This window comes from Ruegeria sp. CH6 (assembly GCF_056537005.1).
Genome location: NZ_JBQFQS010000001.1, coordinates 475,021 through 501,718 on the forward strand (window position 1 = coordinate 475,021; position 26,698 = coordinate 501,718).

Sequence of the window (26,698 nt, forward strand, 5' to 3'; positions counted from 1 at the left end):
GGGCCATGCTGACTTATTTAAAGTTCCGGCTGTCCTTGATCTGGTCCCAGGCCCAGACGACCTCTTGCAACTGCTCTTCCTGCGAACGGTCGCCGCCGTTCATGTCCGGGTGCAACACCTTGATCAGCTTCTTGTAGGCCTTGCGCACCTCGGCCTTGGTCCAGCTGTCGTTGGCTTCCAGAATCTCGATTGCACGGCGTTCGGTGGGAGGTAGGCGACGACCGCCGCCGCCAGAGGTGCGGCCCTTGTTCTGGGTGCTGTTTGCACCAAGCACCTGATGCGGATCCTCGATGCCCAGTCTGGCCCATGCGCGGGCCTCGGGATCACCCATGGGTTTGGTCTCCCGCTCCCATACCTTGTCCTTGGACCGCTGCGCGTTCAGCTCGGCCTCGGTGGTGCCGTCGAAGAAATTCCACTTCTGGTTATATTCGCGCACGTGCTGCTGACAGAACCAGTAGAAATCATCCAGAACATCCGGCGCTTTGGGCGCGCGGAACTTGCCCGGTTCATTGCAACCTTCATGATCACAGATTCGGACCGAAGTTTCAGACGCACCCGACATGCCCCGGCGCCCGCGCGGGTTCTTTTTCTTAGCGCTGGAAACGGACATATCGAATCCGAAGGGGTCTGACTTCACCATGTGCTCATCCTCACGAACGCATCTTTTCGACTCGGAGGCAGCAGTTTAATCTAAGCAGCCGAAAGTAGAAGAGGGGAGCGGCATTTATTTTGCCGTTGAGCGTAAAAATGAGCGTGACTGACGAAATCCGCGACCGCCTGCAGGCAGCCTTTGATCCACGCGAGCTGGAAGTGGTCGACGACAGCGAGAGCCACAGGGGCCATGCCGGATATCAGGACGGGGGTGAGAGCCACTTCAACGTCCGTATCCGCGCCTCTGCCTTCGAGGGCCAGTCCCGCGTTGCCCGCCACCGGGCCGTGCACAAAGCGCTGGGCGATATCGTCCCACGCATCCACGCACTGGCGCTGGATATCGGAGTTTAGTGTATCTGCTTGGACTGGTTTCACTCAGCGAAAATCGCTTGCGCCACGACAACAGCTTTACTCGGTTGAAGGTCAGGGTCGCACGGTGGCAGATCGACAAACTTCAACAGCGAGGCTATTGTTTTGAATACAATAGCTTTTATCTCATTAGGAATATGAACGCTCAATCAATGAAACGTGTGTTAGGCGGCCTATTTGCGGCTTGTACATGTTGTTCGACGCTTCTCGCCGACTCTGCAAAGCCCCAGCTTTGGGTCCGGACAGGGTATATTTCTACACAAATGAAACCCGTCGACCCGGGCGAGGCGTATACCTGCGAGCAGCCGGAACGGCCAGTCAAGGTAGACATACGCTATCGCTTGAAACCGGAACAGGCCGGGTTAGCAAAGCTCTTTCAGGCAGAAAGGAACACAAAGCGGGTTACCGTGCGACGTGGCGGACAGATAGAACAAAACTACGGGGACGAAGATACAAGTGCTCGGTTCGTAACGAGGAACTACACTGCTGATCAGCTAGTAGCGAATTCCAACGTCGAATTTCTGACCACAATTTTCTTTTGCGATTATGATAGCTACCCTGAATTCGTAGGGCTTACTTACAAGCTTGAAGGTGAAATCGGAAATTTAGTCATTCATCACAAAGATGTGTTGGGTCCGGGCGCCAATCAGGCTCTGTCTTTAGGCTATGTCACGAGCGAGCATCGACCAAGCGAAGCAGATCTAGATGAGGGTGCGTCCGAGGCTGCTGGCGTGTTGGATCTTACTTTGCGCCTCAAAGATCTGCCTTTCGAGCTGAAGCAGGGCAAAGGAACAGTTCTGGCTGATTTGAAGCTGTCCAGCGTCATTGAAATTTCGATAATCGAGGCAACTCCATAATGCTACTTCGTGTATTTCGGCATCTCTCCGGTGTTTTGGTGGTATCTGGCCTGTTCGTCTCGATATCTGGTAACAGTGTCTCCGCACGTGCTTGGGAAATGGGATTTGATCAAGAGCAACTGGTTGTCGCGAATTTGCAACCGATGCAGCTGGAAATCGGCAGTAAGCCATGTCCGGAGCGGTTTAGACCAGTACGAGTTTCAAAAGAAATCAACCTCGGGGAGTATGGAACTTTTTCTGTTGAATCTAAAAGTTCTGAGCACCTTCTTTCGACCAAAATCGCAAAAAGCCGCTCCAATAAAGTTGCAAATTTATCGGCTGTATTTGAATTTGAAGGATGTGCATTCCGCAGGCATTTTCTGGTTCGCTCAGGGTATGTAACGCTGTCGGGTGATCTTGGATTTGCCGCTATGGTGCCGACTAAACTCGTGCTCAAAGATCCACTTGACCAGTTTGCTCCTGTAGGGATGTGGTACAGTGCACAACTTGGGGGAAGTCCTGAGATTTATAATTGGTTCGGCAGCAGAAAACTTGCTGGTCTCGATCTGTCCACTATGTTCCCCGAAGACGAGGTATTGGGGATCCTCACTTGGGGACTCATCAACGACCGGCTCCTTCTGGTTTCCGACTACCACGAAAAAGACTGGATCGAGTTGACAATCTGGAGCTTCAAAATGGTCGTATTGCCTGAGGATGGTTCAGATTAGGCAATTAGCTTTAGACTGATAGAAAGCGCCCAAAAACCTGTAGTCGCCGACGGGTAAGACCCCGACACCTATCTTCACTCTTTGCTTTTCTCAGACGGATCCGTCTCTTCCTCGGAACCTTTCAGTGACAAAGGTGGATCTTTTGCTTCTTCCGCAATCGGGGCGGGTGCCTTGACCTCTTCCGGCCCGGGAATCGGCTGTGCCAATGGGGCCTCATCCTTTGCAGCAGGGGTCGCCAGCGATGCGGCATCGATGTCGGTCTCAACAGCCCGGCGGAACACCAGAACATTGCGCCAGTTCGTTGCGGACCCGGTCAGACCCGTCCGCTCTTCGCTCGGCAGCAATTCGGCGCGTTGATACTCCCAGCCGTCCTTGCCCATCTGATTCAGCAATTGTTCGATCGAATTGGCAAATCGTCCTTCGGGTGTCTTCACGCCCTTGGCTTTGGTGCCTTTCTGCGGGGCGGGGACAACTTTGTATTCGTAGCGCTGCATCAATAGTTCCTAAAATGCCTGTCGCGGCCAACTTATCACGTTGGCCGCAGGGTAAAAGAGAGCATGGCCGGACGGCAGAATTCAGCCTGCACTGTTGCCGTCAGTCCCCGCCGCCTTTTGCACGACGGACAGGCACAGCTCGGTGGCCAGGGCCATGTCCTGCACTGATACCCATTCCAGCGGCCCGTGAATGCACTGCATACCGGTGAACAGGTTAGGGCAGGGTGTGCCGAATTCGGTCAGTCGGGATCCATCGGTACCACCGCGGATCGGTACGGAAAGCGGCTCGATCCCCAGTTCACGGCAAGCATCGCGCGCCAGATCGACCGGGGTCATGTCTTTTTCCAGCCAATAGCGCATGTTGCGGTACTGATGGTAAGTCTCACAAGTGATCACCGCACGCGGCTCTGTGGCCTGAACGGTGGCACAGACTTGCCGGACCAGATCGCCCTGCGCCTCCAGCGCTTCCATTTCGAAATCGCGCAGGATCAGCTTGATTTCCATCTCAGAGGAACCGCCATTCATGTCGGTGATATGGATGAACCCCTCGCGCCCGTCCGTGACCTCGGGGGTCATGGTGGCCTGCGGAAGGGTTTGGACGATCTTAGCCGCCAGATGGGCAGCGTTGACCATTTTGCCCTTCGCCAGCCCGGGATGGATCGAGACGCCCTCGATCCGGATCACGGCACGGTCGGCCGAAAAGCTCTCATATTCGATTTCGCCGACTTCCTGACCGTCCAGAGTGTATGCGAAGTCAGCGCCTAGATCCTTGGGTAATTGTTCTGTAACACCGCGCCCGATCTCTTCATCCGGAGTAAATGCAATGCGGATCGGCCCGTGCGGGATGTCCTTGTTTTCAAGCAGATGCCGGGTCATCGTCATCAGGATTGAAACACCCGCTTTGTCATCGGCACCCAGCAGTGTGGTACCCGAGGCGGTGATCAGGTCATGTCCGATTTTCTCGGCTAGATAGGGATGCTCTTCTGGCGACAGAACCAATTCCGGATCATCGGGAAAGCTGATGTCTCCACCATTGTAGCCTTTGATCACCCGCGGTTTGACGCCGGTCGCATTGAACTGCGGTGCAGTATCGACATGGGCAAGAAATCCCACGGTTGGTCCCGAAACTGTGCCGGGAATGGTGGCCACAACGACGCTGTCTCCGGTCAGTTCAACATCCTGCGCTCCGATTTCGGTCAGTTCCTGCTTGAGCAGGTTCAGCATGTTGAGCTGAATTTCCGTGCTGGGTGTAGTTGGCGAATTCTCATCGCTCTGGCTGTCGATGGACGCGTAGCGAACCAGGCGATCTTCGAGTTCCTGATCAAATCTTTTCTGCATGAAACCTTACCTCTCTGATCCGGAAGAAAGAGCGCAATTCAAGGGGGAGTCAAGCACATGGCAAGCCCCTTGAAACGTTAAGAAATGGGAAAATCAGAATTGTACAAACCGAACAAACCCTGTCGCCCGGTTTGTACAAAACACAAGATTTACTGACCCAGCTTGGCGCTGACCAATTGGTTAACGGCCTTCGGGTTCGCCTTGCCGCCGGTCGCCTTCATGACCTGACCCACGAACCAGCCTGCCAGTTTGGGGTTCACTTTGGCCTTCTCAACCTGTGCGGGGTTGGCGGCAATGATCTCGTCCAGAGCGGCTTCGATGGCACCGGTATCGGTCACCTGTTTCATACCGCGCTCTTCAACGATCTGTGCCGGGTCACCACCTTCGGAGTAGACGATCTCGAACAGGTCCTTGGCGATTTTGCCCGAGATCGCATCCGATGAAATCAGATCAATGATGCCGGCCAATTGGGCGGGCGATACAGGCGACTCGTTGATGTCGTGATCTTCTTTCTTCAACCGGCCAAACAGCTCGTTGATCACCCAGTTCGCAGCCAATTTACCGTTACGGCCCTTGGCAACTTCCTCAAAATACGAGGCCGATTCCACTTCGGCGGTCAGCACCGACGCGTCATAGTCTGTCAGGCTGAACTCGCTGATAAAGCGAGCTTTTTTATCGTCGGGCAGCTCGGGTAGCTTGGCGGCGATGTCATCTACCCATGCCTGTTCAATCTCAAGCGGCAGCAGGTCGGGATCAGGGAAATAGCGATAGTCATGCGCCTCTTCCTTGGACCGCATCGAACGGGTTTCACCTTTGTCCGGATCGTACAGACGGGTTTCCTGATCGACCTTTCCACCAGCTTCGACAATGGCGATCTGGCGGCGCGCTTCGACTTCGATCGCCTGTTGGATAAAGCGCATCGAGTTCATGTTCTTGATTTCGCAGCGGGTGCCCAGATGCGAGAAGTCCTGCGTTTCCTGATATTTCTCATACGCGCCGGGCAGGCAGATCGACACGTTTACGTCCGCCCGCAAGTTGCCGTTCTGCATGTTGCCATCGCAGGTGCCCAGATAGCGCATGATCTGACGCAGCTTGGCGATATAGGCCGCTGCCTCTTCCGGGCCACGGATATCGGGGCGCGACACGATCTCCATCAGGCAGACGCCAGTCCGATTCAGATCGACGAAGGACATATGCGGATCCATGTCGTGGATCGATTTACCCGCGTCCTGCTCCATGTGGATGCGTTCGATGCGAACCATGCGCGCGGTGCCGTCACCCATCTCGACCAGCACTTCGCCTTCACCCACAATCGGATGATAAAGCTGGGAAATCTGATATCCCTGCGGCAGGTCAGGGTAGAAATAGTTCTTGCGGTCAAAGGCCGATTTCAGATTGATGTCGGCCTTCAGGCCCAGACCGGTTCGTACCGCCTGTTCAACGCAGTACTCGTTGATCACCGGCAGCATCCCCGGCATGGCGGCATCCACGAAGGCCACGTTCGAGTTCGGCTCGGCCCCGAATTGGGTCGATGCGCCCGAGAACAGCTTGGCATTGGATGAGACCTGCGCATGCACCTCCATCCCGATCACCAGCTCCCAGTCGTGCTTGGCACCGGCAATGGTCTTGGGTTTGGGCATTTCATAGGTCAGGTCGAGCATGGCGCGCCTCTTATCCGCAGAAGTCTAGGCCTGCGTATTATGCCCGTGCGCGCTAGGGGGCAAGGGGGAATGAATATTTGTGCTTGATCTCAACTATACTTGAGGCGCCAGAACCGAAGGCCACAGTCATTCAAACCCTCGGAGAACCAGATGAACATATTTGTATTGGGTGCAACCGGATTGATTGGTTCGCAGGTCACCGCGCAACTTCTGGCACGCGGGCACAGCGTGACCGGTTTGTGCCGGTCCTCTGCATCTTGTGCAAAATTGCAGCAAGTGGGAGCACAGGTTAGTCGTGGAGATCTGCGGCAACCAGAGGGCTGGGTTGATCGGGCGGTTGCATCGGATGTTGTTTTGCAGATTGCAGCCACGTTCGATGAAGAAATGGCACAGGTTGATTTTCTGGCGATGGAGGCGTTGCGACGGGCGGCAAAGCGGCGGGGGCAAGCTACGCGTTGCATCTATACCGGCGGTGTCTGGCTGTATGGGGATACGGGCGGTGACGTTGTCGATGAAACCAGCCCCTTTTCACCAATCCCTGAGTTTTCGTGGATGCAGGAAACAGCAAATGTGCTCGCAGCTGATGATTGGGTGGACTTGGCGGTTTTGCATCCCGGTCTGGTTTATGACAGCAACGCCCGAGGAATGTTCCAACGTTTCGACGCGCAAATTCAGCACAGGCAACCGGTTGAAATCTGGGGGAGCGCTGAAACGCTATGGCCACTTGTTCATGTAGAGGATTTGGCGATGGCCTATGTTTTGCTTTGCGAAAACAGCGATCTGTCGGGGCATTTCAATGCAGTGACCGAGGTAGGGGTTGCGGTGAAAGACATCGTGCAGGCCTTGTCGATCCGGCGTGAGGTTCCATACCGGACGCATGTGGTTCCACGGTCTGAAGCGCTAGCGAAATACGACTCCTCAGAGGGGCCGATGCTCAGCCAACGGGTTTCGGGGCGCCGATTAAAAGATCTTGGTTGGACGCCGCGCTACGATGATTTCAGAAAGGCCCTCGCACCAATTATTGGTGCGTGAACTGCAACCCGTTTGGCGTGAACGTCACGCTCTTGCCGCTACCCAGCTCATCACGCAGCAGGTTGCTGATGGCGCGCAGGGCATCGCGCTGTCCGCGGGCTGCAAAACGCTCGGGCGAATTGATACGGACGCTGTTATTGAACCCGTCAGCAGCGTGGGCCCAAATGAGCGGATGCAACTCTGTCAGATGATCACGGATCAGCCAGTCGGCAGCCTCACCGATCTGAGTTCGGGCCAGATCTGCCAGTTCATCCAGTCCAAGCCCGTTTTGCAGCGTGATTGCGCAATAGGCGGCCAGAAGGTTGATTGTTTGCTGATCAGATTGCCGTTGAACGATGTCGCGCAGGCCTTCAATGAAGTATTCGACATCCACGCGCGCGCAGGCCTCTTCGTCCAGAGCGATGGCATCGAATTGCACCCAAGTGTATCCACCAGCGCCCCAGATGTCCTGCGTTTGTGCCGCGTTACGCAAAGCCTGCAGCTCCAGCTCCTGATAGCTGCCAAACCAGCGTGGCAGCAAATGACTGCCCATCGCCCGCATATGGCGATGATTGCGCGGGTCGAGCGCGATCAGTTTCTCGTATTGATCAGCAACACGCGCCTGAGTTTTGCGTTGACCTGCAAGAAGGGCGCAATCGGCGGCTGCAACTGCCGGGCTGTTAGGCGCGGCACGACGGCAATTCGGAAGAATGGCGGCAGCACGGTCAAAATGCGCCGCGCAGCGTGACCTGTGCAGCGGAGGTAGCGTAGTCTCCCATGCAGTTCCCCGCCATGCCCAGGCCAAATCGACGTGAGCCAAGGCAACCACAAGTCCAATCATCGGGTCGTCAGGATGCTCGCGCAGTTCGTTCTCAAGCTCCGCGATGCCGCCCAGCAGATCATAGTCTGAAATCGCTTTGCCATCTGTCAGAGCGTGTTCGGCGGCAAGAACAACATCAGAGCGTGCACCAAAGGCCAGCAGATCAGCAATCGGAAGGCCGCCGGGGGCTGCCTCTCTTGCAGCATCGGCTGCGTGCATCTCGGCGGACAATTGTGTCCACAGATCCTGACGGGCTAGATAGCGCCCGCGTTCGATTACATCACGACCGATAAGGTCACTTGGACCTAATTGTGCCACAGGAATGTTAAGCTGCCCCGTATCCGCAAGGGTTGCTGCGGCAACGGCATTTTGCGCGCGTCTGTCCGGCGCAATCTGCTTTCGGGAACCTGATATACGGGCAGCGGCTGCCCTGAACGACCAGAACATGGTGAAACTCGAAACTGTACAAACTCGTAAACTGACTTCGAAGTCTGGCCGCAATTTGCGCCCAATTCAAGGCATTAGGGGGGAAATCTGCGTGTTTGGAGTTAATCTTGGGGATTCGCGGCTGATCGTTTCAAAATACAGTGAAATGATGCCGCTCAACTTTGAAACCAGCTTGCTGAAGTATCTGTTCGAAGTCCCGATGAGGGGGTAAGGCTTCATCCGGCAGGCGCAGGCGTTTACCTGTTTTCAGCACCATGGATGCCCGCACAGAAAAGTCCCAACGGGTATCGAAGCGGAAAAAATCGATTTCATCCAAGCTGATATCGCCCTGTCTTCGCCCTGAATGCCAACTCAGCGTATTCTGATCCAGGTTCAGGCCCGCGCTGCTGTCTTGGACGAGATCCCAGACCGCTGGAAGCGTGCCAAGCGCCAGCAATCCGACCAGCCAAAGTGCTGCATTGAAAAAGATCACCAATCCGATGAGCGCCGCGTAGACGCAGATCAGGATCACCACGGTTCTGGGTGAGCGGTTCTGGCGAGTGAAGGTAAACGGAGTCATTTCTTGAGTTGCGCCGAGAACGGGGGCTTACGCCCCCAATATCCGTGTGACCATTTCTGTCGTATCCCGCGACAGGTTTGGAGTTTCCGAAATGCGAGTCAGCTGGTGACGCATCAAATCCTGACGGTCGGCGTCGTAGCGTTTCCATGTCTGGAAAGCCGAGCACATGCGGGCAGTTGTTTGCGGGTTCACCGGATCCAGCCGGATCAACCAATCCGCAAGCAACTGATAGGCAGCCCCATCGGCCTGATGGAAGCCGGCATGGTTCATGGCCAGTGATCCCATCAGTGCGCGGAAGCGGTTTGGGTTCTTCCAATTGAAATCGGCATGTTCTGTCAGCGATTGGGCAGTTTGAGGTGTTGCCGCTGGCGCTGCCATTGAAACCTGCAGCGCAAACCATTTGTCCATGACCAGACGGTCATGTTGCCACTGATCGTAGAACGCTGCCAGTTCAGCCTCACCCTTACGGGCGCGCAGAAGGCAAGAGAGCGCAGTCAGCTGCAGCGTCATGTTATCGGCCTTGGCATATTCCTCGGCCGCTTTTGCGCCGCCATCCAACCGTGAAGTCAGCGCCAGAGCTGCACCGCCCAATGCGCGTTTGCCGGATTGTGCTGCGCCGGGGTCATAAGGGGCGTCGATAACTGCCTCGCTATGCAGACGAGGCAGTAGGTCTTGCACATGTTGCGCCGTCGCCTGGCGCAGCGTTTCTACGGAAGCCCAGATCGCCATCGGGTCTGGTGTAGTGCCACTCTCATGCAGTGCTGCGGCCAGTTCGGATTGTGTTGGCAAGCCCAACATGAGCGCCCGATAGGCAGGGTCGAGGTCGCCGTCGCGCAGAACGGCTAACAGCCCATCCAGATAATCGGCATTTGGCGCGGCATCTTCCGTGATCATCCGCAGCAGCGTATCCTGCGCAAGTGAACGCCCGGCTTCCCACCTGTTGAATGGATCCGTGTCATGCGCCAGCAGAAACGCGCGTTCGGCGTTGCCGTGGTCATGTTCCAGGATCACCGGAGCCGAAAAGCCGCGCAGGATCGAAGCCACGGGTTTTGAAGCCAAGCCTGTGAAACTATAGCTCTGCTCTGCTTCCGTCAGTTCCAAAACCTCGGTACCTCTGACTTCGTCACCATTGGATCCAAGCAGGCCGACAGCGACCGGGATTACCTGCGGCAGCTTCTCCGATTGTCCGGGCGTCGGGTTCGTCGATTGGCTGAGTGTCAGGGTGTAGGTTCCATCGGCCCAATCTTCGGCCACTTTCACGCGTGGGGTGCCCGATTGGCTGTACCAGCGTTTGAACTGGCTCAGATCGCGACCAGTCGTATCCTCGAACACCTGCAGCCAGTCTTCGATGGTGCAGGCCTGACCGTCATGGCGTTCGAAATACAGATCAAGCGCTTTGGCATAGGCGTCATCACCTACCAGCCGCTTGAGCATGCCAATAACCTCAGCACCCTTTTCGTAGACCGTCGAAGTATAGAAGTTATTGATTTCCTGAAAACTCTCTGGGCGAACGGGATGCGACAGCGGGCCGTTATCCTCGGGGAACTGACGGGCACGCAGGTCGATCACGTCATGAATGCGTTTGACCGGCTCAGAGCGCATGTCTGACGTAAACTGGGCGTCGCGAAAGACGGTCAGGCCCTCTTTCAGGCATAGTTGGAACCAGTCCCTGCAAGTGATGCGGTTACCGGTCCAGTTATGGAAATACTCATGCGCGATGATGGCTTCGATGCGTTCGAAATTGGTATCTGTCGAGGTCTCGGGGCTGGCCAGAACGGCGGAGGAGTTGAAGATATTCAACCCTTTGTTCTCCATCGCTCCCATGTTGAAATCGTCGACTGCCACGATGTTGAACACGTCCAGATCGTATTCGCGACCGTAAACATCCTCATCCCACTTCATCGACTGTTTCAGCGCTTCCATTCCAAAGGCGCATTTGCCTTCATCACCGGGGCGGACCCACAGGTTCAGTTCGACGTCGCGCCCGGAACGCGTTGTGAATTGATCGGGATGTGCAACCAGTTCCCCTGCAACCAGGGCGAACAGGTATGCAGGTTTGGGCCAGGGATCCGTCCACTCGGCCCAGCCCTCGCCGCTGCCGGTTGGATTACCGTTGGACAGCAGAACCGGAAGATCGCCATTTATGCGGACTGTGAAGGTGGACATCACATCGGGGCGATCCGGATAGTATGTGATCTTGCGAAAGCCCTCGGCTTCACATTGGGTGCAGTACATGCCGTTGGACATATAAAGCCCCTCGAGCGCTGTGTTGTTGCCGGGATCGATTTCGACTTCGGCCTCCCAGATAAAGGGGGCGTCAGGAACCTGAGCGGTCAGGCCCTTGTCGGAAATGTCAGGAGAGATAACCTCGCCGTCGATGGCTGCCCGGATCAACGTCAGCTCTTCGCCATGCAGAAAAAACGTCCGATCGGTTGCGTCCGGATTGGGACGGAATGCGATACGGGATGTGACCCGGGTTGCGTGCTGAGCAAGGTTGAATGTCAGATGCACGCTGTCCACCAAATAACCGAACGGCGTGTAATCTTTCAGATAGATCGTGGTGGGGGCGGCGTCGCGCATCGGGGGCCTCGCATCGGTTCATGTCTGGCGCGACGTTATGAGCTTCGCCCGGTGGCTGCAACCAACGCGATTGTGGTGCGGCATTGCCTTGCTGCTTTTGAAGCAGTTTCCAATCCTGTCTGAAAATCAAAACGTAAGGGCGCAAGTTGCCTATCGGAAACTTTCGCCCTAACTGATGTGCGCATACAACGGCACACAATTGCGGGAGATTCGGAATATGAGCGGCAGAGAAACCCGGAACGGGCTGCAGGTTGATCAGATATTGGCCGATTTTATCGAGCAACAGGCGCTGCCGGGAACAGGTGTAGCTCCGGATGTGTTCTGGGCTGGCCTTGCAAAGATGGTCTCCGAACTTGGCCCCAAAAACCGAGAGTTGTTGGCCAAGCGCGCCGACATTCAGGGCCGCGTCGATGGCTGGCACATCGCGCGCAAGGGGCAGAACATTGATCCGGCAGAGTACCAGTCTTTTCTGCGTGAGATCGGATATCTCGTAGACGAAGGCGATGAATTCCAGATCGAAACCGAGAGTGTAGATCCGGAAATCGCGCTCACACCGGGTCCGCAGTTGGTTGTGCCAATCACCAATGCCCGTTTTGCCCTGAACGCTGCAAATGCCCGCTGGGGCAGCTTGTATGACGCCTTGTACGGAACCGACGCCATGGGCGATTTGCCATCGGGTGGCGGTTACGATGCTGAACGTGGCGCGCGCGTGATTGCATGGGCCAAAGCGTTTCTGGATGATGCAGTACCGCTTGCTTCCGGATCCTGGGCCGATGTCAGCGGCCTGAGTGTCGTAGACGGGTCACTGGTACCTGCGTTGGCAGACCCCGCCAAGTTTGTTGGCTTTGGAGGTTCGGCAAGTGCCCCCGAATTCGTCCTGCTGAAGAACAACGGACTGCACATCCAGATCACGATTGACGCCTTCAGCAATATCGGCGCCTCTGATCCTGCTGGTATCGCGGACGTACGACTGGAATCCGCTCTGTCCACGATCATGGACTGTGAAGATTCAGTCGCCTGTGTTGATGCTGCCGATAAGGTTGTCGCCTACGGAAACTGGCTGGGCCTGATGAAAGGCGACCTGACCGAGGAAGTAACCAAAGGTAGAAACACCTTTACCCGAAAACTGGCAGGCGATCTTGACTTCACCGCCGCTGACGGAGCTCAGAATACCCTGAAAGGGCGTTCATTGATGCTGGTGCGTAACGTTGGGCATCTGATGACCAACCCCGCGGTCCTGGATGCCGACGGCAACGAGATTGGCGAAGGGCTGATGGACGCTCTCTGCACCACATTGATCGCGATGCACGACCTGCAGCGCGAAGGTGGCAACTCGGTCGCCGGGTCGGTCTATGTTGTGAAACCCAAGATGCACGGCCCGGAAGAGGTCGCGTTCTCAGCCCAGATCTTCGACATGGTCGAAGACATTCTGGGATTGCCGCGCAACACGGTAAAGCTGGGTATCATGGACGAAGAGCGTCGGACTTCGGTGAACCTCAAGGAATGCATCCGAGCCGCAAAATCGCGTGTAGCCTTCATCAACACCGGCTTTCTGGATCGGACTGGCGATGAAATCCACACCTCGATGGAAGCGGGGCCGATGCTGCCCAAAGGGGACATCAAGAACACGCCATGGATCGCTTCCTATGAAGATCGCAATGTGGATATCGGTCTGGCCTGCGGGCTGAAGGGCAAGGCTCAGATCGGCAAGGGCATGTGGGCTATGCCCGACCGTATGGGTGATATGCTTGAGCAGAAGATCGGGCATCCGATGTCTGGGGCGACCTGTGCCTGGGTTCCGTCCCCCACGGCGGCGACCTTGCATGCGACCCACTACCACAAGGTAAATGTACTGACGCGGCAGGATGAGATCGCCGCAGGCGGGGCTCGCGGAACATTGGGTGATCTGCTGACCATTCCGCTTTTGGATGGCCGTAATCTGAGCGATGAGGAAATCACCCGCGAGATCGAGAACAATGCTCAGGGCATTCTGGGATATGTCGTGCGTTGGGTTGATCAGGGTGTCGGATGTTCGAAAGTACCGGACATCAACGATATCGGTCTGATGGAGGATCGCGCGACCTGCCGTATCTCAAGCCAGGCGCTGGCCAATTGGTTACATCATGACGTCGTTGACGAAACTCAGGTGATGGCGGCGATGCAGAAGATGGCTGCCGTAGTGGATCGTCAGAACGAAGATGATCCGGCCTACAACCCGATGGCGCCGAACTTTGACGGTATCGCTTTTCAGGCCGCTTGCGATCTGGTCTTCAAAGGTCGCGTGCAGCCGTCGGGTTACACCGAGCCGGTACTTCATGCACGCCGTCTGGAACTGAAAGCGGCCAGCGCTTAAATCCCGGCTGCGGGGGAAGTTCCCCGCAGCACCAACAGAACTTTCATCCAAGAGGGCAGGACATGTCAGTTTCACTTCGCAAGGCGCGCACCATCATTCGCAAAACTCTGGAAAAAGGACGCGAGATGGAGCTGAAGCCTCTTTCCGTGGTCGTTCTGGACTCGGGTGGCCACGTGATCGCGTTCGAGCGTGAAGATGGCGCAGCGCCGGGTCGTTTCGCGATTGCACATGGTAAGGCCTATGGATCGGTAATGCTGGGCATGGCGGGGACAGCGCAGATGCAGCGTGCTGAAGGCCAGGCCTATTTCATGGCTGCAGTGAATGGCGTCTATGGCGGGCAAGTCATTCCCGTCCCTGGTGGTGTTTTGTTGCGTGATCGCAAGGGTGCGATCATCGGTGCCGTTGGTGTGACCGGGGATACTTCGGACAATGATGCCGCCGCTGGGATGGCGGGTATCGAGGCTGCTGGCCTTACAGGCGAGATCTGATCCGCCCTTTAGTCTTGGTCTGCGGCGCCTCGCAACATGGGACGCGCCGCAAGCCACGCTGAAACAGCAAAAACGACTATTCCTCCGATCATGTCCGTAAGGTGATGACCTCCGTGTGACAGGATGGCGGGAACCATGGCCACGTTCAGGATCAACGCCGGAATGAACAGCGCCGTACCGCGCAGATACCACACAACCAGCAATGCCATGATCGTGTGATAGGACGGGAAGGCAATCGTCCCGACGATGTCTGAGGGTGCAATTACGGCAAGCCCCTGATCCGATAGCGTGCGGAGGATTTGTGCGTAGGTGCTGTTGGTCACCAGATCGATCTTTTTTTCCAACCCAACAGGCAGGTCGTAAAAGACCGACGGCCCGACGCTGGGTACAATCCACCAGATCAGCGTTGTGAGGAGCAGGCCGAAGGTGCCCGCCATCAGGGCCCGGTCCAATGTGACGGACCGTCCAGTCAACGCCAGATAGCCAACCATTATAAACAGTTGGGGTAGTGAGCTGTGATAAACATAGCTCAGCGCCCGACCGATATCGGGATAGGCTGCAAGCACCTCAAGCAATTGTGGCCACGAATACCCAAGTGCCGCATCCGCTTGCATCAAAAGCTTGTCGAATGACAATTCGGCTATCGGAAAGCGCAGATAGATCAGCAGGGTTGTAATCCCCATGAAACCCAGAAACAGGCTGTTAGCGATTGCAAGCTGTGCGATGCGCGGCTGATTTTTAAATTGGCGAATGTAAAGACCAGCGGCAAGCAACCCAACCGTAGGCGCCAGACCCATCGCAAAACCGCCCCAGGCAATCGGCTGAGATTTCATTACAGACAGCAACAACGACAGTAGCACCGAGAAGACCAGCATCGAGACGAGAATGATCTCTGGTCGACTGAGGCACCCTTTGAGCACAAACCGTTCGGATGCTTTCCGATTTTGGACGCTGGTTGTCATCGTATTCCGCTCAATCACTTGCTTTTTGCCTGAATTGTCCAAATTTGTGGCATATCTTGGGCGCTGGGCGACAGTTGTTGAGAAATTCACAGTGCAAGCTGCGCCCACGCACTTTGATTAGTTGTGTGAAACTGGCATGAATGCTTGAGCAGTTTCAAAGATTAGCGAGGTTTGCATGGTGCGTCCGGTCGTCGGCATTATCGGAAATTCTTACTTGATGAACGATCAGTATCCGACACATGCGGGCGGAACTATGAATTCGGACGCGGTTGCAAATGTATCGAATTGCCTTCCTCTGCTGATACCGGCCGATCCGCGATATGTGTCGGTGGACGAGTTGCTGGAAGTTTGTGACGGATTTCTGCTGACGGGAGGGCGCCCAAACGTGCATCCCGAAGAATATGGTGAAGCGGAGACCGAAGCGCATGGTGAGTTCGACCGCGCACGTGACGCGATCACCTTGCCTCTGGTGCGTGCCTGCGTCGAACGGGGCCAGCCGTTTCTGGGAATCTGCCGCGGATTTCAGGAAGTGAACGTCGCCATGGGCGGCACGCTGTACCCGGAAATTCGAGACCTGCCCGGGCGCATGAACCACCGTATGCCGCCGGACGGTACGCTGGAAGAAAAGTTCGCTCTGCGCCACGTTGTTACGTTGGAAGAGGGCGGTGTATTCCAGCAGATATTCGGTGCGTGCGAAGTCATGACCAACACGTTGCATGGACAGGGCATCAAGACGGTCGGTCAACGGGTCGTGATTGACGGTCATGCACCTGACGGAACGCCAGAGGCGATTTACATCAAGGATGCACCCGGATTTACTCTGTCAGTGCAGTGGCATCCTGAATGGGACGCTGCCAATGACCCGGTATCCCGACCGCTGTTCGAAGCCTTCGGCGCTGCTGTTCAAGCATGGTCTGCAGGCTCGAAAGCTCCGCTGATCAAGCGCATGGCGTAAGCTAGTTCTCAAGCAACCAGTAGCTTTTTTGCATCGGCCCCGATGAGGGTAGAGCCGATGCAATCTGTTCAGATTAGATCAAGATGTCGAATTGATTGATGAGCGGCAGGCTGCGCGCGCGCTCACCTGTCAGATCAAACAGAGCGTTGCCCAAGGCCGGCATCGATGGTGGTGTGCCCGGTTCACCGGCGCCACCCATATGGCGATTGGTTTCAAGCACGCGTACTTCGACCTGTGGTGCTGTGTGCATTCGGATGGCCTCATAATCAGGGAAGTTGAACTGTTCGACTTCGCCCTCCGAGAATGTGATTTCACCGAAACAAGCCGCCGATAGACCATACATCATGCCGCCGAACATCTGTGCCTTCACGTTTTCTGGATCCAGCGCAAGACCCATGTCGCAGGCGATCCAGGCTTTGTTGATGCGGATGGTGCCATCCTCATCTACGACCTCGATCACTTGCGCGACAGGCGTACCAAAGCTGTAGGTGAATGCCACTCCGCGGCCAACGCCATCGGGTGTCTTACCGGTCCAGCCTGACATTTCGCGCACAGCTTCCAGACATCCGGCTGAAGGGGCGTGCTCGTTTTTCATAAGCTCCAGCCGGAACTCCAGTGGATCACGACCCGCGGCATGCGCCATCTCATCCATGAAGGTCTCGTGGAAGAAGCCATTATGGCTGTTGCCGACCGAACGCCAGAAACCAACCGGGATATCAAGCGCTGCGATATGCCCGCTCATGCGGTAGTTCGGAACCGCATAGGGCTGATTGAAGAACCCTTCGACTAGCACCTTGTCTGGGCCACCCGCTGGCAAGCCGGTGTAGCGTCCGACCGCTTGCTGCGTACAGGATTGTGCCGCAACCTTGCCATCAATCAGAACAGCCTTTCCGTCCTTAACCGCACCACGCATCCGAGCCAGCGCTCCGGGGCGGTAATAGTCGTGGCGCATGTCTTCTTCGCGGCTCCATGTGGTTTGCACCGGCGTTCCGGGCATCGTCATGGCAACCTTGGTTGCGATCTCGCCGAAATCCAGTTCACCGCGCCGACCGAAACCACCGCCAAGATAGGTGGTGTGTATCTCAACCGCTTCGGTGTCCAGATTGGCGACATTTGCCACCCGCATCCGGATCAGTGTAGGGGCCTGATTTCCGCACCACAGGTCCAGCTTTGTCCCGGTGAACAGCGCAGTGGCATTCATTGGCTCCATCGTGGCGTGAGCCAGATAAGGCAGTTGATACTCGGCGGTGATCTCCGTTGCGCCTTCGGGCAAGGTATCAACGTCTCCGTCATCGCGCATGGTGGAGTTCGGAGAGTCGTCGAATGCCTTGGCAATGCTGGCAAAGATTGCGTCGGTTTCGGGCGGGTAGGGCGCATCGCCCCAGTCCACGTCAATCGCTTCGACAGCCTGATTGGCAAGCCATGTGTTGTTGGCGATGACGGCCACTCCGTTACCAAGATCGACGATCTTTTCGACGCCCGGCATGGTTTTTGCCGCGCTGTCGTCAAAGCCGTTCATGGTGCCACCCAGTTTTGGATTCATCCGAACGCTGGCGAACTTCATATCTGGAAGGCGAACATCAACACCAAACTCGGCGGTACCGGTCGCTTTTTCGGTCATGTCTAGACGCGGTTGGGATTGGCCCAGATAGCGCCATTCAGACGGGTCGCGCAGTGCTGCCTCAACCGGTTCCAGTGTGGCCGCATCCGCCGCCAGTTCGGTATAGGCGATTTTGTCTCCGTTCGGTGCAATCACGTGACCTGAGGCGGTTTTCAACTGCGTGGGATCAGCACCCAGACGTTCTGCCGCCGCCAGTTTCAGCGTTTCGCGGGCCGAAGCGCCTGCCTCGCGCATGCGTTCATAGCCATCCTTCATCGACGTAGAGCCGCCGGTGACCTGCAAACTAAGCGCCCGGCCGACAACACCCAGTGCCTCACCCAGATTGTGCTGGAAGTCCGAGATATCGTAGCCCTTGTTTGGCAGGCTCTCACCCATCAGGGCCGAGTTGTAGTAGGCGGCTGCTGCGGGGCCGTGCAGAACGGTGATCTGGTCAAGATCCACATCCAGCTCCTCAGCAATCAATGCGGCCCAAGTGGTTTTGACACCCTGACCCATTTCGGCGCGAGGGGCGAATAGGGTGACGCCGTTCTGATCAATCAAAACGAAGGGATTCAGTGCGGCCTCACCTTCGCCTGGTTTCAACGGGTTCGGTGCAGGGCGATTGACGTAGTAGACGCCAAAGGCCACGCCTCCGGCGATTGCGGCAGAACCAATCAGGAATGTACGGCGAAGGATTTTTCCAATGCGTGCCATTGCTTAGGCCTCCTTCAGTTTTGCAGCGGCGTCGTGGATCGCTGCGCGAATACGAGGATAGGTGCCACAGCGGCAGAGGTTTCCCTGCATTGCGTCATCTATGTCAGTGTCTGAGGGGCTTGGGTTCTCGGCAAGCAAGGCGACCGCCTGCATGATTTGGCCCGACTGGCAGTAGCCACATTGCGCCACCTGATGGTCAACCCAGGCCTGCTGAATTGCCGCCATCGAATCCGGAGAGCCGATGCCTTCGATTGTGGTAACGTCACCCCAGACATCAGACAGTGCTACCTGGCATGAACGTACCGCCTCGCCATCGATGTGGACGGTGCAGGCCCCGCATGCGGCCACTCCGCAGCCAAATTTCGTTCCGGTCAAGCCAACTTCATCCCGCAGCACCCAGAGAAGGGGCACATCATCGGGCAGGTCGACCTGATGTGATGTTCCGTTGATCTTCAGGGTCGTCGCCATGGCGCACCTCTCTTGGCTGTGGCTGGTTTCTGACATAATTGGTGAAAAATGTCAGTGTGTCAATTGACAAAATATACAAAAAATGTCAGAGGTTCGGATATGACGGATTTGATCGACGATACGCGGCAAAAGGCCATTCTCACGTCGGCCTTTCAGGCCTTTTCAGCTTATGGATTTCGCAAAACCTCGATGGATGACATAGCGCGCGGGGCGGGAATGTCGCGGCCAGCCGTCTATCTGCACTACAAGAACAAAGAGGCGATTGTTCGTAAGCTTACCGAGCTGCACTACGTCGAAAAGACCGCTTCTGTTGCAGACGCACTGGAAGGTGAAGGTACCGTGTCGCAGATTTTTGAGAAGGCGATCAACGCGCAGATTGATGGCATGGCTGCTATTCTGGCGTCACCGCATGGTCTTGAGATGCTCGATACGACCAAATCCATGTCCATCGATATTGTCGAACAGGGCGAATTGGAACTTACGGATCTGTTCGCAAACTGGCTAAACCGGGAACACGCAGACGGGCGGGTACGATTGCTTGAAGAAGCATATGAGACGGCCAAAACCATCACGGCGACGCTCAAAGGGATCAAGATGACCGCTTCGAGCGCCGACGAGTTTGAAAAGCGCACTGCTCAACTGGCAGCGCTAATAGGTGCTGGTTTGGAAGTCAGGTAACCCGCTGACGGACCTTGTATTCTGGAACATCCCACAATCTGTTGCGCATGATGTCGGCAACGATTTCAGCCGCTTGCTCAACATCGTTTTCATCAACGTAAAGCGGTGTGAAGCCAAATCGCATAATGTCTGGTGCCCGGAAGTCTCCGATCACACCACGTGCGATCAGGGCTTGCATGGCGGCGTATCCATCGGTGAACTTAAACGATACCTGACTGCCGCGTTGTTCTGGGTTGCGGGGGCTGGCCAGTTCCAGCTCCGGGCAGGTTGCCTCGACCCGTTTGATGAACAGTTCGGTCAGCTCGATGGATTTTGCGCGAACATCGGCCATGTCTGCCATGTCCCAGATGTCCATCGCTGCGGCCAGTGCGGTCATCTGAATAACCGGTGGGGTACCGACGCGCATTCTTTCGATACCGCTCCCGGGACGGTAATCCAGATCGAATGCAAACGGTGCCTCATGGCCCAGCCAACCGGACAGGGCGGGGCGCACAGATTGAGCCAGTCGCGGAGCCACATAGATAAACGCAGGCGCGCCGGGACCGCCGTTCAGATATTTGTAGGTACAGCCAACGGCGAAATCGGCGTTGCAACCTGACAGATCAACCGGGATCGCACCAGCGGAATGCGCCAAATCCCAAACCGTAACGACGCCATTGGCATGTGCCAGTTCGGTGAGCGCCTTCATGTCGTGCATGCGTCCGGTCCGATAGTCCACCTCGGTCAACATCAGAACGGCGATGTCTTCGGTGATGTTTTCAGCAACCTGTTCGGGATCAACAACGCGCAGTTCGTAGTCAGCCCCCAACGAGCGCAACAATCCATCAACCATGTACAGATCTGAAGGAAAGTTCCCGTTGTCTGACAGCACAACCTTGCGCTGTGGGTTGAGTTCCAGCGCTGAGGCGACCGCCTGGTAGACTTTTATCGACAAAGTGTCGCCCACCACAACAGCGCCAGCCTCCGCTCCGATAAGTCGGCCGATGCGGTCACCGAGGCCTGTTGGCAGCCCCATCCATCCGGCCTTGTTCCAGCCGGTGATCAGCATCTGCCCCCATTCTGCGCTCAACATGTTCTGAACGCGCTCCCCGGCGGCTTTTGGAAGTGGTCCCAAAGAGTTACCGTCCAGATACAGCACCCCTTCGGGCAGTTCGAACATGGCCTTGGTGGCGGCAAAATCTGTCATGGAAGCTCCCTGAAGTTGTAGGCGTAATTTATTGTTGTGTTTGACGTATCCGATTGGGCCTTAGCTGTCCATTATCGCAGAACTGATGGGCAGATCGCATGGTTGAAAGCAATGCTAATCGCGAATTTCAGGCGCGTTTTGACAGTATGAAAGCCTCTGCCTTGGTTGTTATCGCTTTCAGGTAAAGAAAAAAACCGATGCGACAACCTGATGTTTTGCCAAATAAGCGCAAAAGCGGTAGGACGTCTGTCAGAAGCGACATGTGTCGGTGCATGTCGTCATTCACAGGGAATGCTCATGCGCCGGATCGATATCCCGCCCGTTTGGCTTCTGGGCTTTGTGCTGCTTTCATGGCTACAGGCCAAATACCTGCCTTTGGGCTTATCCCTGAAAGGTGGATTCACGGGTCTTCTCAGCGGAATATTGATTGGTGGAGGCATATTGGTCGTTGTCTTGGCAGCGGTCGAGTTTCGTCGATACCGCACAACGATCATACCTCATGAAACGCCTTCCGCACTCGTCCAGTCTGGTATCTACAAACGTAGCCGAAATCCAATTTATGTTGGCGACGTTTTGATCCTTGCCGGGTTGATTTTGCGTTTTGATGCAATCGCTTCACTGGTGTTGATCCCAATCTTTGTCTGGATCATCGAACGCAGGTTCATCCTGCCCGAAGAGGATCGGTTGCGCCGGACATTTCGAGCGGATTTTGCTCGATACGAACAGAAAACACGCCGTTGGGTTTGAGGTACATCAGAACGTGACACAACGTAAAAATTGCTGCGACTGCGAAATAATGTTGCGCAAGATGTATCTTTTGCTTAACAAACAATACCGACCACCCGCTCAATCAGAGTGACAATTAGGGGGACCTGCCGGTGAAAATAGGCACACCAAAAGAAATACTGGATGGTGAGAACCGGGTCGCAATGACACCGGATTCGGCTGTGCAGCTGCAGAAACTCGGCTATGAATGCGTCATTGAAAAAGGAGCGGGTGAGGCTGCCGGCTTTTCGGACGCGTCTTATGAGGCCGTTGGCGTTGAGATCATCAAAACAGCGGCATCGCTGTGGAAGACAGCGGATATCATTGCCAAGGTTCGGGTGCCCACCGAGACAGAACTCAAACGTCTGACCAAGGGCAAAACCCTGATCTCTTTCTTCAACCCAGCGGGTAACGAAGAAGGTATGGAGCTGGCCAAGTCCAAAGGCGCGAACGTCATCGCCATGGAAATGGTGCCGCGTATTTCGCGTGCGCAGAAGATGGACGCGCTTTCGTCGATGGCCAATATCGCGGGCTATCGCGCGGTGATCGAGGCGGGCAACAACTTTGGTCGCTTTTTCACCGGCCAGGTGACGGCAGCGGGTAAGGTTCCGCCTGCAAAGGTTCTGATTGTCGGTGCGGGTGTCGCTGGTCTGGCGGCCATCGGGACGTCCACGTCGCTAGGTGCGATCACCTACGCGTTCGACGTACGCCCCGAAGTGGCCGAGCAGGTCGAATCCATGGGCGCTGAATTTGTCTATCTGGATTTCGAAGAAGAACAGCAGGACGGCGCAGCCAGCGGTGGTTATGCCTCGGTTCAGTCGGAAGAATTCCGTAACGCGCAGCTGGCCAAGTTCCGTGAGCTTGCGCCTGAGATGGACATTGTCATCACCACCGCCCTGATCCCCAACCGTCCGGCGCCCAAGCTGTGGCTGGAGGATATGGTCGAGGCGATGAAACCGGGTTCGGTCATCGTTGACCTGGCAGCAGAGCGTGGCGGCAACGTCGAAGGCACAGTGCCGGACGAAAAGGTCGTGACCGACAATGGTGTTACCATCATCGGTTACACTGACTTCCCCAGCCGGATGGCCGCGCAATCTTCGTCTCTTTACGCGACGAACATTCGTCACATGATGACCGACCTGACCCCTGAAAAAGACGGTCAGATCAATCACGACATGGAAGATGACGTGATCCGCGGTTCGACCGTGACCCATGAGGGCGAAATCACGTTCCCGCCACCTCCGCCCAAAGTGCAGGCGATCGCGGCGCAGAAAAAGCCTGAGGTCAAAGAACTAACGCCGGAAGAGAAGAAGGCGCAGGAGATTGCAGCCTTCAAGGCGCAGACCAAGCAGCAGTTCACCCTGCTGGGTGTTGGCGGCGCGCTGATGCTGCTGGTGGGGCTGATCGCTCCGGCCAGCTTTATGCAGCACTTCATCGTCTTTGTGCTGGCCATCTTTGTGGGCTTCCAGGTGATCTGGAACGTTGCACACAGCCTGCACACACCGCTGATGGCGATCACCAACGCGATCTCGTCGATCATCATTGTCGGGGCCTTGATGCAAATCGGATCGGGGTCTTTCCTGGTCATCCTGCTGGCGGCGTTGTCTGTCTTTATGGCAGGGATCAACATCTTCGGTGGCTTCCTCGTAACCCGGCGCATGCTCGCCATGTTCCAGAAATCTTAAGGAGGCCGGGCACATGGAATTTGGCTTCACTACTGCCGCCTACGTCGTTGCGGCTGTCCTTTTTATCCTCTCGCTCGGCGGTCTGTCGAACCAGGAAAGCGCTAAGCGCGCGGTCTGGTATGGCATCGTCGGTATGGCGCTGGCGGTCTTTGCCACGCTGGTCGGGCCTGGTTCGGGCCTGTGGTTGCTGTCGCTGCTGCTGATCGCCGGTGGCGGCTTCATCGGTCAGTACGTCGCGCAACGCGTGCAGATGACCGAGATGCCGCAGCTTGTTGCCGCCATGCACTCGCTGGTTGGTCTGGCGGCTGTGTTCGTCGGCTTCAACGCGCATTTTGAAATCGGCAACGTGGCTCAGGTCATGGCAATCGCCGACAGCGCGTCTCAGGCGGATCTGTCTGATCTGGGCGCATTTGCCAAGCTGATCGCCAAGAAAACCTCGGCCGAACTAGCGATCCTGCATGTCGAACTGTTCCTGGGCATCTTCATCGGTGCGATCACCTTTACCGGTTCGGTCGTGGCCTATGGCAAGCTCGCGGGCAAGGTGACCTCGGCAGCGACCAAGCTGCCCGGCGGTCACGCGCTGAACGCGGCGGCGGCGGGTCTCTCGTTGATCTGCCTGATCTGGTATACTGCTTCGGGTGGTTTGTTGCCGCTGATCCTGATGACGCTGGCTGCGCTGTTCATCGGCTATCACCTGATCATGGGCATCGGCGGTGCCGACATGCCGGTGGTTGTGTCGATGCTGAACAGCTACTCGGGCTGGGCCGCTGCGGCGATTGGTTTCTCGCTGGGTAACGACTTGCTGATTGTGGTCGGTGCGCTGGTGGGCTCGTCCGGTGCGATCCTGTCCTACATCATGTGCAAGGCGATGAACCGTCACTTTGTCAGCGTGATCCTGGGCGGCTTTGGTGGTCCCCAGGGCGAGCAAATGGCTGTTGAGGGCGAGCAGGTGGCGATCGACGCAGATGGTGTTGCTGCTGCTCTGAATGATGCCGATAGCGTGATCATCATTCCGGGCTATGGCATGGCGGTTGCGCAAGCGCAGCAGTCTGTCTCCGAGTTGGTCCGTAAGCTGCGCGCCAAGGGCAAAGAGGTGCGCTTTGCGATCCACCCGGTTGCCGGTCGTCTGCCGGGTCACATGAACGTTCTGCTGGCCGAAGCGAAGGTGCCGTATGACATCGTTCTGGAAATGGACGAGATCAACGACGATTTCCTGGACACTGATGTGGCCATCGTCATCGGGTCGAACGACATCGTGAACCCTGCGGCGCAGGAAGATCCCAACAGCCCCATCGCCGGCATGCCGGTTCTGGAATGCTGGAAGGCCAAGCAGGTCTTTGTGTCCAAACGCGGTCAGGGCACCGGCTATTCGGGCATCGAAAACCCGCTGTTCTTCAAAGAGAACACCCGGATGTTCTACGGCGACGCCAAGGAGTCGCTGGACAAGCTGCTGCCGATGATCGACTGATCCGGTTCGGATAACTCTCGGAAAGGCGCCCACATGGGCGCCTTTTCTGTTTTTGGTGTACCCTGTCCTTACAGGAGGTGCCGAATGGAGAAAGTGAACGGTATAGGCGGGCTGTTCTTCCGCGCCCGTGACCCGGAAGCGTTAAGCGCGTGGTACGAAAAGCACCTAGGCGTAAATCACTATGTCCCGGTGCCGTGGAAACAGCGCGAAGGCTACACAGTCTTTGCTCCTTTCGCACAGGACACCGACTATTTCGGCCGGCCCGAGCAGCAGTGGATGATCAACTTCCGTGTCGATGATCTGGAGGCCATGATTGCTCAATTAGAATCTGCTGACATAGCCGTAGAGACCCGTGCCGAGTGGGATAGTGAGGTTGGCAAGTTCGCTCGAATACACGATCCGGAAGGCAACCCGATCGAGCTGTGGCAACCAAATCAATAAGATAGCAGGCTTGTATACTGTGGTATCCATGTAAGTGTATGAAATAAAAAGATAATTGATGTATTTGTGGCGCTGCGTATAGTTCCCGGGAACTCAGGGAACACAAAATGACACCCATCGACGACCATCCACTGCGCTATGCGCTGGCCAATGAACTGCACGCACGCCCCTTTCCGGTGGCCAAGGCGCCATGCACTGTCGTCTTTCTTGCCGTCAAGAAACCGGTCCAGGCAGTTGCCCGGGATCGGAACGAAGATATGGCGCACCTGATAGATCTGCTAGATCGTCATGGCGCACAGCACCCTCAGCCAGGGGCCACACACTATGCAGGGCAGATCGGACGTCACTGGCTAAAGTGGGAGCAACATACCGAGTTCGTCACCTATACGGCGATCACGCAGAATGTCAGTGATCGCCCGTTCAACCCGGCTGATTTCGAAGTGTTCCCTCAGGATTGGTTGATGAGCAGCCCGGGGCAGAGGATTACCTCGGCCATGTTGCGAGTGGTCAAGCGCCGGGATGACGAGGAAGTGGTGGCGGCATTGTCGGAGTGGTTTGAGCCAGAGAGTCTGGCCGTGGCGAACGTATTGGACAACTCAGCAGTCTGTGCCAGTGATTTTCGGATTGATCCGGCAGGGCACATGCGTTTCGCGCTGTTTGTCTTGGACGGAACCGGGCGACGCAGAACTGGTCGTATTATTCAGCGGCTGTGTGAGATCGAAACTTACAAGGCCATGTCCATGCTGGGCTTTGCCCGGGTTAAAAGCCTCATGGGGCGCATCGGTGAATTGGACAAGCGTCTTACAGATCTGATGGTCGAGATGACGGACGATGCCACCCATCCGGACGAATTGCTGCCCCAACTCCTGTCGACGTCGACCGAGCTTGAGACACTCTCAGCTCGTTGCTCGTTTCGTTTTGGAGCTACCGGAGCCTATGAAGCGATTGTAAACCAGAGGATCGAGGTTCTGCGAGAGCAGCGCTTTTATGGTCGTCAAACCTTTGCTGACTTTATGATGCGCAGATATGACCCTGCTATTCGCACCGTGAAATCCACGGAGCGGCGTCTGCAAGCCCTGTCTGACCGAGCGATCCGAGCGGGTGAATTGCTGCGGACACGTGTAGATGTTCAGCGCAGTGCGCAGAACCAGGCATTACTTGAAAGCATGGATCGCCGCGCCGATCTGGCCCTTAGACTGCAGCACACGGTGGAGGGATTGTCGGTAGTAGCTATCAGTTACTATGCAGTCTCTCTGGCCAGCTATCTGCTTTACCCGATCACCAAAACTGGAATCAGCAAGGGGATGTTGACGGCAGTCGTGACAGTGCCGGTGGTACTTGCAGTCTGGTTCGCAATTCGGCGCATACGCCGCCGGTTGGAATAAGCTCAGAGACTGCTGGCAGAGGCATCTGCAGGAATGCAGATAACCTTGGTCTGACT

The 26,698-nt window shown here is 56.2% G+C and carries 24 protein-coding genes; 13 read left to right on the forward strand and 11 right to left on the reverse strand.

Going from position 1 to position 26,698, the window contains the following annotated elements; translation table 11 throughout:
- Positions 1–13: 13 nt before the first annotated feature.
- On the reverse strand, positions 14–640 hold the full coding sequence (locus ACR0CW_RS02460; RefSeq protein WP_155147403.1) for a J domain-containing protein: 627 nt from the start codon (positions 638–640) through the stop codon (positions 14–16).
- A 107-nt stretch (positions 641–747) separates the two neighbouring features.
- Between ACR0CW_RS02460 and ACR0CW_RS02465 the strand changes: the two genes are divergently transcribed.
- Genes ACR0CW_RS02465 through ACR0CW_RS02475 form a run of 3 tightly spaced genes read left to right on the forward strand, consistent with a single transcriptional unit; the run spans position 748 to position 2,584 of the window.
- Positions 748–1,002 carry a BolA family protein gene (locus tag ACR0CW_RS02465; protein WP_480739230.1) on the forward strand — a complete coding sequence of 85 codons (255 nt, stop codon included), beginning with the start codon at positions 748–750 and terminating at the stop codon, positions 1,000–1,002.
- A complete protein-coding gene (locus ACR0CW_RS02470; protein WP_480786704.1) occupies positions 1,002–1,877 on the forward strand; it encodes a hypothetical protein in 876 nt (291 codons plus the stop codon). The genes ACR0CW_RS02465 and ACR0CW_RS02470 overlap by 1 nt, the downstream gene beginning before the upstream one ends.
- Positions 1,877–2,584 (forward strand): hypothetical protein, encoded by a 708-nt coding sequence (locus ACR0CW_RS02475; protein WP_480786705.1) that lies wholly within the window; start codon positions 1,877–1,879, stop codon positions 2,582–2,584. The genes ACR0CW_RS02470 and ACR0CW_RS02475 overlap by 1 nt, the downstream gene beginning before the upstream one ends.
- Positions 2,585–2,658: 74 nt before the next feature.
- Here the strand turns inward: ACR0CW_RS02475 and ACR0CW_RS02480 are convergent, their stop codons facing one another.
- From ACR0CW_RS02480 to gatB, 3 genes are all read right to left on the reverse strand, one after another.
- Complete coding sequence (locus ACR0CW_RS02480; protein WP_480786706.1) at positions 2,659–3,078, reverse strand: DUF4177 domain-containing protein; 420 nt, start codon at positions 3,076–3,078, stop codon at positions 2,659–2,661.
- An 81-nt stretch (positions 3,079–3,159) separates the two neighbouring features.
- A complete protein-coding gene (pepT, locus tag ACR0CW_RS02485; protein WP_480786707.1) occupies positions 3,160–4,416 on the reverse strand; it encodes a peptidase T in 1,257 nt (418 codons plus the stop codon).
- Positions 4,417–4,565: 149 nt separating this feature from the next.
- Positions 4,566–6,077: an Asp-tRNA(Asn)/Glu-tRNA(Gln) amidotransferase subunit GatB gene (gatB, locus tag ACR0CW_RS02490; RefSeq protein ID WP_480786708.1), complete on the reverse strand. Its 1,512-nt coding sequence runs from the start codon at positions 6,075–6,077 to the stop codon at positions 4,566–4,568.
- Between the two features lie 150 nt (positions 6,078–6,227).
- Between gatB and ACR0CW_RS02495 the strand changes: the two genes are divergently transcribed.
- The gene (locus ACR0CW_RS02495) at positions 6,228–7,109 is read left to right on the forward strand and encodes an NAD-dependent epimerase/dehydratase family protein (RefSeq protein WP_480786709.1); all 882 of its coding nucleotides are present in this window, start codon (positions 6,228–6,230) and stop codon (positions 7,107–7,109) included.
- Here ACR0CW_RS02495 and ACR0CW_RS02500 read toward each other — a convergent pair.
- The 3 genes from ACR0CW_RS02500 to pepN form a co-directional block, all read right to left on the reverse strand.
- Positions 7,096–8,355, reverse strand: coding sequence for a hypothetical protein (locus ACR0CW_RS02500; protein WP_480786710.1), 1,260 nt, complete (start codon positions 8,353–8,355; stop codon positions 7,096–7,098). The two genes, ACR0CW_RS02495 and ACR0CW_RS02500, sit on opposite strands and share 14 nt — an antisense overlap.
- 130 nt (positions 8,356–8,485) lie before the next feature.
- A complete protein-coding gene (locus ACR0CW_RS02505; protein ID WP_480786711.1) occupies positions 8,486–8,914 on the reverse strand; it encodes a hypothetical protein in 429 nt (142 codons plus the stop codon).
- A gap of 27 nt (positions 8,915–8,941) precedes the next feature.
- Entirely contained in the window at positions 8,942–11,494 is a 2,553-nt protein-coding gene (gene pepN / locus ACR0CW_RS02510; protein ID WP_480786712.1) for an aminopeptidase N, read from the reverse strand.
- A 217-nt stretch (positions 11,495–11,711) separates the two neighbouring features.
- On the opposite strand from pepN, the gene ACR0CW_RS02515 reads away from it, so the two are divergent.
- Both ACR0CW_RS02515 and ACR0CW_RS02520 read left to right on the forward strand, forming a co-directional pair.
- Complete coding sequence (locus tag ACR0CW_RS02515) at positions 11,712–13,847, forward strand: malate synthase G (RefSeq protein WP_480786713.1); 2,136 nt, start codon at positions 11,712–11,714, stop codon at positions 13,845–13,847.
- 62 nt (positions 13,848–13,909) lie between these two features.
- The gene (locus ACR0CW_RS02520) at positions 13,910–14,335 is read left to right on the forward strand and encodes a GlcG/HbpS family heme-binding protein (protein ID WP_480786714.1); all 426 of its coding nucleotides are present in this window, start codon (positions 13,910–13,912) and stop codon (positions 14,333–14,335) included.
- Between the two features lie 8 nt (positions 14,336–14,343).
- Here the strand turns inward: ACR0CW_RS02520 and ACR0CW_RS02525 are convergent, their stop codons facing one another.
- On the reverse strand, positions 14,344–15,297 hold the full coding sequence (locus tag ACR0CW_RS02525) for a phosphatase PAP2 family protein (protein ID WP_480786715.1): 954 nt from the start codon (positions 15,295–15,297) through the stop codon (positions 14,344–14,346).
- A gap of 175 nt (positions 15,298–15,472) precedes the next feature.
- Between ACR0CW_RS02525 and ACR0CW_RS02530 the strand changes: the two genes are divergently transcribed.
- Positions 15,473–16,252, forward strand: coding sequence for a gamma-glutamyl-gamma-aminobutyrate hydrolase family protein (locus tag ACR0CW_RS02530; RefSeq protein WP_155147431.1), 780 nt, complete (start codon positions 15,473–15,475; stop codon positions 16,250–16,252).
- A gap of 73 nt (positions 16,253–16,325) precedes the next feature.
- On the opposite strand, the gene ACR0CW_RS02535 is transcribed toward ACR0CW_RS02530, so the two are convergent.
- Entirely contained in the window at positions 16,326–18,566 is a 2,241-nt protein-coding gene (locus ACR0CW_RS02535) for a xanthine dehydrogenase family protein molybdopterin-binding subunit (protein WP_480786716.1), read from the reverse strand.
- Between the two features lie 3 nt (positions 18,567–18,569).
- Complete coding sequence (locus tag ACR0CW_RS02540) at positions 18,570–19,034, reverse strand: (2Fe-2S)-binding protein (RefSeq protein ID WP_480786717.1); 465 nt, start codon at positions 19,032–19,034, stop codon at positions 18,570–18,572.
- Between the two features lie 99 nt (positions 19,035–19,133).
- On the opposite strand from ACR0CW_RS02540, the gene ACR0CW_RS02545 reads away from it, so the two are divergent.
- Positions 19,134–19,712, forward strand: coding sequence for a TetR/AcrR family transcriptional regulator (locus ACR0CW_RS02545; protein WP_480786718.1), 579 nt, complete (start codon positions 19,134–19,136; stop codon positions 19,710–19,712).
- Here the strand turns inward: ACR0CW_RS02545 and kynU are convergent.
- On the reverse strand, positions 19,705–20,898 hold the full coding sequence (gene kynU, locus ACR0CW_RS02550) for a kynureninase (protein ID WP_170331808.1): 1,194 nt from the start codon (positions 20,896–20,898) through the stop codon (positions 19,705–19,707). The two genes, ACR0CW_RS02545 and kynU, sit on opposite strands and share 8 nt — an antisense overlap.
- A 297-nt stretch (positions 20,899–21,195) precedes the next feature.
- On the opposite strand from kynU, the gene ACR0CW_RS02555 reads away from it, so the two are divergent.
- The 5 genes from ACR0CW_RS02555 to ACR0CW_RS02575 all read left to right on the forward strand — a co-directional run bounded on the left by ACR0CW_RS02555 (position 21,196) and on the right by ACR0CW_RS02575 (position 26,642).
- Entirely contained in the window at positions 21,196–21,645 is a 450-nt protein-coding gene (locus ACR0CW_RS02555) for a methyltransferase family protein (RefSeq protein WP_480786719.1), read from the forward strand.
- Positions 21,646–21,776: 131 nt separating this feature from the next.
- On the forward strand, positions 21,777–23,348 hold the full coding sequence (locus ACR0CW_RS02560) for a Re/Si-specific NAD(P)(+) transhydrogenase subunit alpha (protein ID WP_480786720.1): 1,572 nt from the start codon (positions 21,777–21,779) through the stop codon (positions 23,346–23,348).
- Positions 23,349–23,361: 13 nt separating this feature from the next.
- Entirely contained in the window at positions 23,362–24,816 is a 1,455-nt protein-coding gene (locus ACR0CW_RS02565) for an NAD(P)(+) transhydrogenase (Re/Si-specific) subunit beta (protein ID WP_480786721.1), read from the forward strand.
- A gap of 84 nt (positions 24,817–24,900) precedes the next feature.
- Entirely contained in the window at positions 24,901–25,257 is a 357-nt protein-coding gene (locus ACR0CW_RS02570; protein WP_480786722.1) for a VOC family protein, read from the forward strand.
- A gap of 107 nt (positions 25,258–25,364) precedes the next feature.
- Positions 25,365–26,642 carry a DUF3422 family protein gene (locus ACR0CW_RS02575; RefSeq protein ID WP_480786723.1) on the forward strand — a complete coding sequence of 426 codons (1,278 nt, stop codon included), beginning with the start codon at positions 25,365–25,367 and terminating at the stop codon, positions 26,640–26,642.
- The last annotated feature ends 56 nt before the right edge of the window (positions 26,643–26,698 follow it).

Bases quoted from the DNA above. Each gene is read 5' to 3' on its own strand.
- ACR0CW_RS02460 (WP_155147403.1), bottom strand. From the start codon at position 640: ATGGTGAAGTCAGACCCCTTCGGATTCGATATGTCCGTTTCCAGCGCT.
- ACR0CW_RS02465 (WP_480739230.1), top strand. From the start codon at position 748: ATGAGCGTGACTGACGAAATCCGCGACCGCCTGCAGGCAGCCTTTGAT.
- ACR0CW_RS02475 (WP_480786705.1), top strand. From the start codon at position 1,877: ATGCTACTTCGTGTATTTCGGCATCTCTCCGGTGTTTTGGTGGTATCT.
- ACR0CW_RS02480 (WP_480786706.1), bottom strand. From the start codon at position 3,078: ATGCAGCGCTACGAATACAAAGTTGTCCCCGCCCCGCAGAAAGGCACC.
- pepT (WP_480786707.1), bottom strand. From the start codon at position 4,416: ATGCAGAAAAGATTTGATCAGGAACTCGAAGATCGCCTGGTTCGCTAC.
- gatB (WP_480786708.1), bottom strand. From the start codon at position 6,077: ATGCTCGACCTGACCTATGAAATGCCCAAACCCAAGACCATTGCCGGT.
- ACR0CW_RS02495 (WP_480786709.1), top strand. From the start codon at position 6,228: ATGAACATATTTGTATTGGGTGCAACCGGATTGATTGGTTCGCAGGTC.
- ACR0CW_RS02500 (WP_480786710.1), bottom strand. From the start codon at position 8,355: ATGTTCTGGTCGTTCAGGGCAGCCGCTGCCCGTATATCAGGTTCCCGA.
- ACR0CW_RS02505 (WP_480786711.1), bottom strand. From the start codon at position 8,914: ATGACTCCGTTTACCTTCACTCGCCAGAACCGCTCACCCAGAACCGTG.
- pepN (WP_480786712.1), bottom strand. From the start codon at position 11,494: ATGCGCGACGCCGCCCCCACCACGATCTATCTGAAAGATTACACGCCG.
- ACR0CW_RS02515 (WP_480786713.1), top strand. From the start codon at position 11,712: ATGAGCGGCAGAGAAACCCGGAACGGGCTGCAGGTTGATCAGATATTG.
- ACR0CW_RS02520 (WP_480786714.1), top strand. From the start codon at position 13,910: ATGTCAGTTTCACTTCGCAAGGCGCGCACCATCATTCGCAAAACTCTG.
- ACR0CW_RS02525 (WP_480786715.1), bottom strand. From the start codon at position 15,297: ATGACAACCAGCGTCCAAAATCGGAAAGCATCCGAACGGTTTGTGCTC.
- ACR0CW_RS02530 (WP_155147431.1), top strand. From the start codon at position 15,473: ATGGTGCGTCCGGTCGTCGGCATTATCGGAAATTCTTACTTGATGAAC.
- ACR0CW_RS02535 (WP_480786716.1), bottom strand. From the start codon at position 18,566: ATGGCACGCATTGGAAAAATCCTTCGCCGTACATTCCTGATTGGTTCT.
- ACR0CW_RS02540 (WP_480786717.1), bottom strand. From the start codon at position 19,034: ATGGCGACGACCCTGAAGATCAACGGAACATCACATCAGGTCGACCTG.
- ACR0CW_RS02545 (WP_480786718.1), top strand. From the start codon at position 19,134: ATGACGGATTTGATCGACGATACGCGGCAAAAGGCCATTCTCACGTCG.
- kynU (WP_170331808.1), bottom strand. From the start codon at position 20,898: ATGACAGATTTTGCCGCCACCAAGGCCATGTTCGAACTGCCCGAAGGG.
- ACR0CW_RS02555 (WP_480786719.1), top strand. From the start codon at position 21,196: ATGCGCCGGATCGATATCCCGCCCGTTTGGCTTCTGGGCTTTGTGCTG.
- ACR0CW_RS02565 (WP_480786721.1), top strand. From the start codon at position 23,362: ATGGAATTTGGCTTCACTACTGCCGCCTACGTCGTTGCGGCTGTCCTT.
- ACR0CW_RS02570 (WP_480786722.1), top strand. From the start codon at position 24,901: ATGGAGAAAGTGAACGGTATAGGCGGGCTGTTCTTCCGCGCCCGTGAC.
- ACR0CW_RS02575 (WP_480786723.1), top strand. From the start codon at position 25,365: ATGACACCCATCGACGACCATCCACTGCGCTATGCGCTGGCCAATGAA.